Consider the following 10,975-nt stretch of genomic DNA (forward strand, 5'->3'; position numbering starts at 1 on the left):
CGCCGCAGGGTAAACAAAAGGCGGTAACAAAAAACTCGGATATTGGATCCCGCATTTCGTATCCCACAGCCCGGTACCGCTCAGATGCCCGCCGGCCAGGCGTCTGCCAGCATCTTCCGCGTGTCCGCGAGCAGCTGCGGCAGCACCTTCGTGTGCCCGACCACCGGCATGAAGTTGGTGTCCCCGCCCCAGCGCGGCACCACGTGCTGGTGCAGATGCGCCGCGATCCCGGCACCCGCCACCGAACCCTGGTTCATCCCGATGTTGAACCCGTGCGCCCCCGACGCGGCCCGCAGCGCGACCATCGCCCGCTTGGTGAACTCCGCCAGCTCCGAGGTCTCGTCCGCGTCCAGGTCGGTGTAGTCCGCGACGTGCCGGTACGGCACCACCATCAGGTGCCCGCCGTTGTACGGGTACAGGTTGAGCACCGCGTACACGCTCGTGCCCCGCGCGATCACCAGACCGTCCTCGTCCGACTTCGCCGGGATCGTGCAGAAGGGACAGCCGTCCTCGGCACCCGGCCCGGTCGGCTTGTTCTCGCCCTGGATGTACGCCATCCGGTGAGGCGTCCACAGGCGCTGGAACGCGTCCTGCGTCCCCACTCCGATCTGCTGCTCCGGCTCAGTCGTCATGCTGTGCAGCATATTGCGTCGCCCGTTCGGAACGTGTCGCCGGGGCGGAAGATCCGTGCACCGGCCATGCTGATCGAATGAGCCACAGCCCGCCGACGCCTCCGCGACAGGAACGCTGGGACCGGCGCATGGAGACCCCGCTGGCCGTGGCCTCCCTGGTCTACCTCGGCGCGTACGCGGTCCGCGTCCTGGTCCACGACCTGCCCGACATCTGGCGCGACCTCTGCCTGGCGCTGACCTTCGGCGCCTGGGCGGTCTTCCTCGTCGACTACGCGGTACGCCTCCGGCTCAGCGGCCTCCGCCCCTGGCGCTTCGTACGCGGGCACTTCCTCGACACCGTCGTCCTCCTGCTGCCCCTGCTGCGCCCGCTGCGCGTGGTGCGCCTCTACGACCGGATGCAGCGCCGCCACGACCAGCCCCGGCTCACCCTCTACGCCCGCGTCATGGCGTACGCGAGCCTGGCGACGGTCCTGATCGGCTTCTCCGGCTCGCTCGTCGTCTACCAGGCCGAGTACGGCGCCCCGGGCGCGACGATCCGCACCTTCGGCGACTCGGTGTGGTGGGCCTGCTCGACCCTCGCGACGGTGGGCTACGGCGACGTGACCCCGGTGACCCCGCTGGGCCGCGTGGTGGCGGTGGGCCTGATGGCCGGCGGGCTCGCGCTCCTCGGCGCGGTGACGGGTTCGTTCTCGTCCTGGCTGATCCAGGTGTTCACGCGGGAGGACGAGAAGAGGCCCCCGGGGGGATTCCCGGGGGCCTCCTAGCCGGCTCGTGAGTCCGTCAGGTCATCAGACCTGGACGCGGCGCTCCACCACGTCGGCGAGCTTCGCCAGCGCGTCCTCGCGCGGGATGCCGTTCTCCTGCGAACCGTCGCGGTAGCGGAAGGAGACCGTGCCCGCGTTCATGTCGTCGTCGCCGACGATGATCATGAACGGCACCTTGAGCTTCTGGTGGGTGCGGATCTTCTTCTGCATGCGGTCGGAGGAGGCGTCCACCTCGACCCGCAGGCCCTTCTTCTTCGCGTCGGCCGCGAACTCCTGCAGGTACTCGATGTGCGCGTCGCCGATCGGGATGCCGACCGCCTGCACCGGGGCCAGCCACGGCGGCATGGCGCCCGCGTAGTGCTCAAGAAGCACGGCGAAGAAGCGCTCGATGGAGCCGAACAGCGCACGGTGGATCATGACCGGGCGCTGGCGCGAGCCGTCCGCCGAGGTGTACTCGAGGTCGAAGCGCTCCGGCAGGTTGAAGTCGAGCTGCACGGTCGACATCTGCCAGGTACGGCCGATGGCGTCCTTCGCCTGCACGGAGATCTTCGGACCGTAGAACGCGGCGCCGCCCGGGTCGGGGGTCAGCGGGAGGCCCTGCTTCTCGGCCACCTGCCGCAGCGTCTCGGTGGCCTCCTCCCACACCTCGTCGGAGCCGACGAACTTGTTCGGGTCCTTGGTCGACAGCTCCAGGTAGAAGTCGGTCAGACCGTAGTCGCGGAGCAGGTTGAGGACGAAGGTGAGCGTCTTGTCGAGCTCGTCCGCCATCTGCTCGCGGGTGCAGTAGATGTGCGCGTCGTCCTGGGTGAAGCCGCGGGCCCGGGTCAGGCCGTGGACGACGCCCGACTTCTCGTACCGGTACACGGTGCCGAACTCGAACAGGCGCAGCGGCAGCTCACGGTAGGAGCGTCCGCGCGCGTCGAAGATCAGGTTGTGCATCGGGCAGTTCATGGGCTTGAGGTAGTAGTCCACGCCCTCGTCGAGCTGCATGGGCGGGTACATGCCCTCGGCGTACCAGTCGAGGTGACCGGACTTCTCGAAGAGCTTGCCCTTGGTCGCGTGCGGCGAGTAGACGAACTCGTAGCCCTCCTCCTCGTGCCGCTTGCGGCTGTAGTCCTCCATGACCCGGCGGATGATGCCGCCCTTGGGGTGGAAGACGGCGAGGCCGGAGCCGATCTCGTCCGGGATGGAGAAGAGGTCGAGCTCGTTGCCGAGCTTGCGGTGGTCGCGCTTCTCGGCCTCGGCGAGGAAGTCGAGGTGGGCCTTCAGCTCCTCCTTCGACGGCCACGCGGTGCCGTAGATGCGCTGGAGCATCGGGTTCTTCTCGCTGCCGCGCCAGTAGGCGGCGGCGTTGCGCATCAGCTTGAACGCCGGGATGTTCCGGGTCGTGGGCAGGTGCGGACCCCGGCAGAGGTCCTTCCAGCACAGCTCGCCGGTCTTCGCGTCCAGGTTGTCGTAGATGGTCAGCTCGCCGCCGCCCACCTCGACGTTCGCGCCGTCGTCGGTCGAGGCCGAGCCCTTGATGCCGATGAGCTCCAGCTTGTACGGCTCGTCCGCGAGCTCCTCGCGGGCCGCCTCGTCGGTGACGACGCGGCGGGCGAACTTCTGCCCCCGCTTCTGGATCTCCTGCATCTTCTTCTCGATGGCCTTGAGATCCTCGGGCGTGAACGGCTTCGCCACGTCGAAGTCGTAGTAGAAGCCGTCCCGGACCGGCGGGCCGATGCCCAGCTTGGCCTCGGGGAAGATCTCCTGCACGGCCTGCGCCATGACGTGCGCGGTGGAGTGGCGCAGGATGTTGAGGCCGTCCTCGGAGGAGATCTCCACGCCCTCGACGACGTCGCCCTCGACGAGCTCGTACGACAGGTCCTTCAGCTCGCCCGCGACACGGGCGGCGATGACGGTGCGGTCGTCGGCGAACAGGGCGCCGGCCGTGGTGCCCGCGCTCACCGTCCTCTCCTCTGGCCCGGAGGCGGACTGGACGGTCACACGGACTTCAGACACGGGTGCTCCATACATAGGGGCGCAGGCAGACACGAGGTGCCGGCGCCGGCGGTGCGCGGCAGAGACGAGGTGCCGCGCAAGCCTTGATCCTACCCGGGGCCCGTGCCCGACCCTCAGTCCTCGGCGGGCCCGCAGGCCTCCCCGAAGAAGGCCGCGTCCTCGGCGGTGCCCTGGAGCGACTTCATCAGCCGGTCCCGTTCCGCCTCGTCCACCTGCACCGGTACGACCTCGCTCGCGTCCGTCAGGCGCCGGAAGCCGCCGCGGCTCTCCAGCCGGCCGACGACCCGGATCGGGAGGCCGGCGAGGTGCGCGCGGCCGGCGGTGCGGTAGCCCTCCTCGTCGAGGGTGGCGCGGACGTGGCCGACCTCGGCGCCGGCCAGGACGCGGAGCCGTACGGTGCCCTCGCCGCGCGGGCCGGAGCGGCGCATGCGGACGACGGTGCCGGTGATGCGTACGGGTACGGAGGGCTCGCCGGCCCGGTAGCGGACGCCGGCCTCGCGCAGCGCGGGCAGGTCGCCGGGCGAGAACTCGACGGGCTCGGGGCGGGCCGCGCAGCCCTCGGGGGTACCGGCGGCCGGTGACCATTCCAGGGCGATGCTGGCACCCTCCGTACCGCGCACGAGCGCGACGAGCGCGTCAGTGAGCTCGCGGCTGACGCCGGCCTCGACGGCGCTGTCGAACGCCTCCATGCCGCCGGTGGCGCGCCGGTAGTCGACGGCCTCGCGGGCCGCGTACAGGGCGTGGTAGAGCCGCACCGAGACGGCGCGGCCGGGGTCGACCGGCAGGAAGGCGGTCAGTCCGCGGCCGCCGGGGGCGGCGCCGACGACGACGGACTCCAGGGACGCCTGGGCCTGCCGCCGGTGCCGGGCGCCGTGGTAGCCGGCCCGGCCGCGGACGGCGAGCGCGCCGGCCAGGAGCACTCCGCGGGCGGCGGACCTGAGCTGTTCCTGCACGGGCCAGGGCACCGTCCCGGCCGGGCCCGGCGGCACGTCCCGCCACCAGCGGATCTCGTCGCTGGGCACGGTGAGGCCGGTGAGGACCTCGCGGGCGGAGGGCGCGGCGCTGCGGGCGAGGGCGGTGAGGGCCTCGCCGATCAGGTCCTCGCAGTCGGGGAAGGCGCGGCTGTCCGGGACGAGGAGGCTGGTGCCGCGGCTGCCGGCCTCGGGGCCCGGCGGGCTCCAGCGGCTGTAGCGGCCGGGGGCGCCGCCCCGGCGCCGCCAGCCGTGCCGGGCGAGCAGCGCGCCGAGGACCCGGGGGTCGACGCGGCCGGGGTCCGGGGTGTCGCCCGCGTCGGCCCAGGGTCCGAGGGGCGCGGCGGGGACGCCGGTCCAGTGGCCGGGGAGTTCGCCGGGCGCCGGGTGGGGGCGGAAGGGCGGGGACGGTGGCACGGGGTGGGCGGGCGGGAGCACGGGGCCGGGGCCGTGACCGGCCCCGTTCTCGGGTTCGTCGATCGGCCGGTGCATCAGGGTCTCCCTCCCACGCCGACCCGCGCCATGATCTCGCAGAGCGCCCGGTCGTCGAAGATCCGCGTCGTCGGGATGCGCACGGTGGTCCGGCGGCGTCCCGTGACCGGGTGGCCGGCCAGGTTGATCCAGTAGCAGCAGTGCCGCAGGTCGAGCCGGTCGTGGTCGGCCCGCAGCCAGTCCTCGCGGTCGCGGGGCACGAGCATCACGACCAGGATCTTGTGGACGGCGACCGGGGTGCGGGCGAGCTTCACCAGGTGCTCGTTGTCGAGCGTGAACGAGAAGTGGCCCGGTGCGGAACCGGGCGGGGCCTGCGTCCGCGGCGGTATCTGGTAGGTGCATTTCAGCTGCACCTTGATGGTGACCTCGTCGTCGACGGTGTGGTCCGGTGCGCTGTGGCTGACGTGCCAGTCGATGCCGTTGTCCGGGAACGGCTGCGACAGCGAGCAGCCGGCCGCCGCCGCGACCGCGTGGAGGTATCCGACCTGGAGGGTCTCCATGCAGGCGGTGGTGGCGAGTGAGCCGCGCAGCGGTGCTGCCCGCTGGGTCGGCAGCCCTCCCGATTCCGGCTGGGCGAGCGCCATGTCAATGTCCTTCCCCGTCACCTCTGTTGTGACCGGTCCGCGTACGGCGCAAACAGCCCGGGTATCAACGATTCGGGCAGGGGGATGGCCATCTGCCGCGCATGTGCGAGGAGTTCGGGGATGACGACGAACTGGTACGAGGGGCCCCTGGCCGCATTCGACACGGAGACCACGGGAGTGGACGTCGAGCAGGACCGCATCGTGTCCGCCGCGCTCGTCGTCCAGGACGCCGCAGGCATGCGCCCGCGGGTGACGCGCTGGCTGGTGAACCCGGGCATACCGGTGCCGCCGGAGGCCACGGCCGTACACGGGCTGACGGACGATCACCTCCAGCGGAACGGGCGGTGGCCGTCACCGGTGGTGGAGGAGCTGGCCCGGGCGATAGCCGAACAGAGCGCGGCCGGACGGCCGTTGGTGGTCATGAACGCGCCGTTCGACCTGACGATCCTCGACCGCGAGCTGCGCCGCCATCGCGCGTCCTCGCTGGGCCGCTATCTGGAGCACGCGCCGCTGTGCGTGCTCGACCCGCGGGTCCTGGACAAGCACCTGGACCGGTACCGCAAGGGGCGGCGGACGCTGGGGGATCTGTGCGAGCACTACGAGGTCGTGCTCGACGGCGCGCACGACGCGGCGGCGGACGCGCGGGCGGCCATGGAGGTGGTACGGGCGGTGGGGCGGCGGTTCGCCTCGCGGCTCGAGCGGCTGACGCCGGGCGAGCTGCACACGCTCCAGTCGGTGTGGCACGCGGCGCAGGCGCGGGGTCTGCAGGCGTGGTTCGCGCGGCAGGGCACGCCGGAGACGGTGGACCCGGCGTGGCCGCTGCGTCCGGAGCTGCGGACGGCGGCGTGATCCCGGGCCGGGAATGGCCGAGGCCGGTCCGTCTTCTGACGGACCGGCCTCTCCCGGTGGGCGATACTGGGATCGAACCAGTGACCCCTTCGGTGTGAACGAAGTGCTCTCCCGCTGAGCTAATCGCCCGGGCAACGGGTGAAACCATACAGGCCCTCGCACCCTTCGTTCAAACCGGCGGGACCGGGCGGCGCAGGTGGGCGACGAGTCCACGGCGGCCGCCGCGCATCATCAGGGCGTGGTTGGCGCGGAACAGGGGCCGTCCGGGGACGGCGAGGGCGCGCATGAGCGGATTCCTGACGTCGACCTCCTGCTCGTACCGCGCGCGGGTGCCGGTGCCGGCGGACCGGGCGGTGAGCGTCCAGCGGGCCCAGCCCTCCAGGTCGCCGCCGAGCGCGATCTCCAGGACGCCGGCGGCGGGGTCGCGGCGCCGGGCCTCGGCGGTGACGTGGAGGTCGTACGGGAGGAGGGAGCGGAAGCGGGCGGTGGCGGTGCGTTCGTCGTGCGGGACGACCTCACGGACCTGGGGCCACCAGAGCGGATACTCCTCGGCGCGTTCCAGGACGGCGTAGACGGCGTCGGGCGGGGCGGTGAGGCGCCAGACGGTGCGGAAGCGGTAGTGGCACCAGTCCATGGGGCCAGTGTGGGGTACTCAGGGCCGGATCTGAGTATCCGCGCGCATTCCTCGGCGTTGTGTCCGGGGCCACACTCCGGTTATGGATTCCTCCCTGCCTCCCGCGGAAGAGCTGGTGCTCGTCGACCGCGAACTGGCCCGACTCGACGCCCGCCGGGCGCAGTTGCTGCTCCGCCGTGACTGGCTGCTGCGGGTGATCGGCTCGCAGGTGCCGGCCCTCGCGCCGGGGCGCCCGTCGACGGCACCCTGGCCCGCGGCCGCGCCGCCCCGCGCGGAGGCGACACCGCGCAGCACGCAGAACGTGCTGCTGACGCTCGGCGGGGTGCTGCTCACGGTCGCGGCGCTGGTGTTCACGCTGGTGAGCTGGGGGACGATGGGCATCGGCGGCCGGGCGGCCGTGCTCGCCGTGGTGACCTCGGGCGCGCTCGGCGCACCGGCGCTGCTGCTGCGCCGGGGGCTGGCGTCGACGGCGGAGGCGGTGGCGGCGCTCGGTCTGGTCCTGACGGTCCTCGACGCGTACGCGCTGCACCGGGTGGCGCTGGCGGACACGGCCGGCCTGGGGTACACGGCCGCGGCGTCGGCGGTCCTGGCAGGGGTGTGGGCGGGGTACGGCTCGGCCCTGTCCCGGCTGCGGATACCGGTCCCGGCGGCGGTGGTCGCGGCCCAACTGCCGCTGCCCCTCGGGGTGCTGGCCGCCGGTGGCGGTGTGGTGCCGGTGGCGTGGGCGGCGCTCGCGACGGCCGTCCTCGACCTGCTGGTGGTCCTCTTCACGACGCCGCTCGCGCCCCGGGTGACGGCCGGTGCCGGCGCGGCCGCTCTGGGCGGCTGGGCGTTCCTCACCGGTCTGGCCCTTTCGCTCTCGTCCCCGCTGCGGGGCGCGCTGCTGCTGCTCGCCTGCGCCGGGGTGCTCGGGTACCTCGCGGTGCGTCAGCCGCGCTCGGGGCTCGCCTCGGCCACGGGGGCCGGCGTGGCGGGGATCGCGGCGGCGGGTGGTCTGCTGCGTGCGGTGACGCCGGAGGCGTGGATCATGCCCGGATACGCGCTGTGCGGGGTGGTCCTGGCGGGGGCGGCGTGGCGGCTGCTCGCGAGGGTGCCGGCCGTGCGGAACGGGTTCGCGCTCGCGGGGGCCGGGGCGCTCGGCCTGGCTGTCGCTTGGGCGCTGCCGCCGGCCCTGGTCGGTCTGGTGGGGCCGCTGGCGCGGACGACGGACGTCTGGTCCGGTGCGCACGGCGAGCGGGCGTTGTCCGGTTACCCGGCGACCTCGCTCCTGGTGCTGCTGCTCGCGGCCGGCGTCCTCGCGGCGGTGCCGCGCCCGTGGGGCCGCATGGGCGCCCTCGCCGTCGGCTGGGCGCTGCTGGTCGGTCTGCCGGTGTCCCTGGACCTGCCGTACGGGGCGACGCTCGCCGTCCAGCTCGTGGCGACGGCGACGGGCCTGGCGGTCTCGGTGCGCCCCGGGGTCCTGGCGCGCGGCCTGGTCGTGCCTGGGCCTGGGGCTCCTGAGGCGTCCGAGGCCGCTCAGACGGCGCCGGCGCGGGACGTGTCCGGCGCGTGGCCGGGCTGGGGGCCTCGGGTCGGTGGTCCCGCCGCCCGGACGGTGCAGCCGGAGTCGGTCGTGGCGTGGCTCGGCTTCGGGTGCGGCCTCGCCGCCGCGCTGTCGGCGGTGGCGCTGGGGCTCGACGCGCGGGCGGCGACGTTCACGGTGCTCGGGGTGCTCGCGGTGCTGCTCGGCGGGGTCGCGGTGTACGGGGCCGGGGCGCGGCGCCTGGTCGGGGCGGGCGCGGCGGTGCTCGCCGTGGCCGGTCTCGTCGGGGCGGGTGCGGCGGCCGGGGAGCTGGGCGCGGCGGTGAGCGGCCTGGTGCTGCTGACCGTGCCGGCGGGGGCGGCGGCGGCCGGGGCACGGCTGCGGCGCCATCCGGTGGCCGTGGCGGTGGAGGCGACGGGTGCCGCGGTGGGGCTGTGCGGTCTCGGGCTCGGCGTGGCCGCGGGGCGGCCCGCGCTGCTCGCACTGGGGCTCGGCCTGGCCGGCGTGATCGCGTCGGCGACGGCGCTGCGGGCCGAGCGGCGCATGGTGGCCGGGGCGGCGGCGGTGGTGCTGTTCGTGCTCGCCGCGTGGGTGCGCCTGGCGGTCTGGGGCGTGGTGGCGCCGGAGGCGTACGCGCTGCCGGTGTCCGTGCCGGCCCTGGCCGTGGGCGCGCTGCGGCGCCGTCGCGATCCGGAGGCCTCGTCCTGGACGGCGTACGGGCCGGGCCTGGCGGTCACGCTGGTGCCGAGCCTGTTCGCGGCCTGGACGGACGCGCACTGGGTGCGCCCGCTGCTGCTCGGGCTGGCGGCGCTCGCGGTGACGCTGCTCGGTGCCCGGTTCCGGCTGCAGGCGCTGTTGGTGCTCGGCGGGGCGGTGCTGGTCCTGGACGGGCTGCACGAGCTGGCGCCGTACGTGGTGCAGGTGGTGGGCGCGCTGCCGCGCTGGCTGCCGCCGGCCCTGGCCGGGCTGCTGCTGCTCGCGGTGGGGGCGACGTACGAGCAGCGGCTGCGCGACGCCCGCCGGCTGCGGGAACGGCTGGGGAAGATGCGCTGACCGCGGGCGGGGTCGCGGCCTCGGCCGCGGCCCGGCTGCGGGAACGCCGAAGGCCCGGAGACTTGATCGTCTCCGGGCCTTCGGTCCGGGTGGTGGGCGATACTGGGTTCGAACCAGTGACCTCTTCGGTGTGAACGAAGCGCTCTCCCACTGAGCTAATCGCCCGGGCGCACCGCAAACATTACCGCATGTCAGCGGGGCTCCCGAACCACCTCGTGGTCACTCGTCGATCTTCCACGGCATGACGAAGCCGAACTTCCAGAGGTAGACGCCCACGAGCACGGCCACGATCACCAGGCCGATGCTGGTGAGGATGATGTTCCGGCGCCGGACCCTGGGGTCGAGGGCGCGCTGGGCGGCCTCGGTGACCTTGCGCTTGGTCCAGCGGAGCACCAGCTGGGCCCAGACGAACTCGGTCGCCCAGATCGCCATGCCGGCGAAGATCACCAGCCAGCCGGGGCCGGGCAGGGGCAGCATCACGATGCCGGCGCCGACCACGGCGAGTCCGACGACGAAGACGCCGACCTGCCAGCTCATGTGCAGGGTCCGGCGCGCCTTGATGAACTCGGGGGCCCGGGACCCCAGCGGTGCCTCCCCGGTCGGCTCCGGCTTCTCCGGGCCGGCCGCCGCGCCCTCCGCGGGCTCCCCCGCCCGCTCGTCACTGTCCGCATTCATGAGTCCCAACCTACCGGAACGCCCTATCGATCGCGGCCTCCCGAAATGGCGGTATTACCCAAAGTTACACACCGCCAAACGAGCTACCTGAACGATCACAAAACAGACAGAGGGGTTTACAACGGCACCGTAGGTGGCATGTCGATTTCGCCGACGTGCGAATCCCCGAGCGCACACTGAGCGAAAGGCCCTGGCGCTTATGAACACCACGGTCAGCTGCGAGCTGCACCTGCGCCTCGTTGTGTCGAGCGAGTCCTCACTGCCTGTACCCGCGGGCCTGCGGTATGACACGGCCGATCCGTATGCCGTGCACGCCACCTTCCACACCGGAGCCGAGGAGACGGTCGAGTGGGTCTTCGCCCGCGACCTTCTCGCCGAGGGGCTGCACCGGCCCACCGGCACGGGCGACGTCCGGGTCTGGCCGTCCCGTAGCCACGGCCAGGGAGTCGTCTGCATCGCGTTGAGTTCCCCCGAGGGCGAAGCCCTGCTCGAGGCCCCGGCGAGGGCCCTGGAGTCGTTCCTGAAGCGGACCGACGCCGCGGTGCCACCGGGCACCGAGCACCGGCACTTCGACCTCGACACGGAGCTCTCCCACATCCTGGCCGACAGCTGAGCCAGCCCGAGAGCCGCACGGCGCCGTCCGACTCGGGGAGACGGCGCCGCGCGGGCAGTCGCTTACGCCTTCCCATCGGCGCCCTCCGCCCCCCCCGCCGCGCCGGGGGGGGGGGGCGGGGCCGCGTGGGGGGGGGGGGGGGTTGAGCGCCAATAAGCGGGCGGCCGCCCCCCCCCCGCCCCGGG

Annotated in this window: 10 protein-coding genes and 2 tRNA genes; 4 read left to right on the plus strand and 8 right to left on the minus strand. The window is 73.3% G+C overall.

The window, feature by feature from the left end; translation table 11 throughout:
- Positions 1-80: 80 nt before the first annotated feature.
- Positions 81-644: an HIT family protein gene (locus ACWEV0_RS25300; protein WP_403796832.1), complete on the minus strand. Its 564-nt coding sequence runs from the start codon at positions 642-644 to the stop codon at positions 81-83.
- Between the two features lie 65 nt (positions 645-709).
- On the opposite strand from ACWEV0_RS25300, the gene ACWEV0_RS25305 reads away from it, so the two are divergent.
- The gene (locus tag ACWEV0_RS25305) at positions 710-1,396 is read left to right on the plus strand and encodes a potassium channel family protein (protein ID WP_453151741.1); all 687 of its coding nucleotides are present in this window, start codon (positions 710-712) and stop codon (positions 1,394-1,396) included.
- Positions 1,397-1,420: 24 nt separating this feature from the next.
- Here ACWEV0_RS25305 and thrS read toward each other — a convergent pair whose 3' ends face one another.
- The 3 genes from thrS to ACWEV0_RS25320 form a co-directional block, all read right to left on the minus strand.
- Positions 1,421-3,397 carry a threonine--tRNA ligase gene (gene thrS / locus ACWEV0_RS25310; protein ID WP_453151742.1) on the minus strand — a complete coding sequence of 659 codons (1,977 nt, stop codon included), beginning with the start codon at positions 3,395-3,397 and terminating at the stop codon, positions 1,421-1,423.
- Between the two features lie 113 nt (positions 3,398-3,510).
- Positions 3,511-4,860 carry a hypothetical protein gene (locus ACWEV0_RS25315; RefSeq protein ID WP_453151743.1) on the minus strand — a complete coding sequence of 450 codons (1,350 nt, stop codon included), beginning with the start codon at positions 4,858-4,860 and terminating at the stop codon, positions 3,511-3,513.
- Positions 4,860-5,444 (minus strand): DUF4365 domain-containing protein, encoded by a 585-nt coding sequence (locus tag ACWEV0_RS25320; protein WP_453151744.1) that lies wholly within the window; start codon positions 5,442-5,444, stop codon positions 4,860-4,862. Before ACWEV0_RS25320 ends, ACWEV0_RS25315 begins: the two co-directional genes overlap by 1 nt.
- Positions 5,445-5,564: 120 nt before the next feature.
- Here ACWEV0_RS25320 and ACWEV0_RS25325 point away from each other — a divergent pair, with 120 nt between their 5' ends.
- Positions 5,565-6,293, plus strand: coding sequence for an exonuclease domain-containing protein (locus ACWEV0_RS25325; protein WP_453151746.1), 729 nt, complete (start codon positions 5,565-5,567; stop codon positions 6,291-6,293).
- 57 nt (positions 6,294-6,350) lie between these two features.
- Here the strand turns inward: ACWEV0_RS25325 and ACWEV0_RS25330 are convergent.
- Positions 6,351-6,422: transfer RNA gene (locus ACWEV0_RS25330), tRNA-Val, on the minus strand.
- A gap of 40 nt (positions 6,423-6,462) precedes the next feature.
- Entirely contained in the window at positions 6,463-6,927 is a 465-nt protein-coding gene (locus tag ACWEV0_RS25335) for an SRPBCC family protein (RefSeq protein WP_453151747.1), read from the minus strand.
- A gap of 82 nt (positions 6,928-7,009) precedes the next feature.
- On the opposite strand from ACWEV0_RS25335, the gene ACWEV0_RS25340 reads away from it, so the two are divergent.
- On the plus strand, positions 7,010-9,502 hold the full coding sequence (locus ACWEV0_RS25340; RefSeq protein WP_453151748.1) for an SCO7613 C-terminal domain-containing membrane protein: 2,493 nt from the start codon (positions 7,010-7,012) through the stop codon (positions 9,500-9,502).
- 90 nt (positions 9,503-9,592) lie between these two features.
- Here the strand turns inward: ACWEV0_RS25340 and ACWEV0_RS25345 are convergent.
- Both ACWEV0_RS25345 and ACWEV0_RS25350 read right to left on the minus strand, forming a co-directional pair.
- Positions 9,593-9,667 (minus strand) — tRNA-Val (locus ACWEV0_RS25345).
- A 54-nt stretch (positions 9,668-9,721) separates the two neighbouring features.
- Complete coding sequence (locus tag ACWEV0_RS25350; protein ID WP_453151749.1) at positions 9,722-10,177, minus strand: TIGR02611 family protein; 456 nt, start codon at positions 10,175-10,177, stop codon at positions 9,722-9,724.
- A gap of 199 nt (positions 10,178-10,376) precedes the next feature.
- Here ACWEV0_RS25350 and ACWEV0_RS25355 point away from each other — a divergent pair, with 199 nt between their 5' ends.
- Complete coding sequence (locus ACWEV0_RS25355; protein ID WP_015032345.1) at positions 10,377-10,790, plus strand: SsgA family sporulation/cell division regulator; 414 nt, start codon at positions 10,377-10,379, stop codon at positions 10,788-10,790.
- Positions 10,791-10,975: the final 185 nt, after the last annotated feature.

This window comes from Streptomyces sp. NPDC003943 (assembly GCF_053605265.1).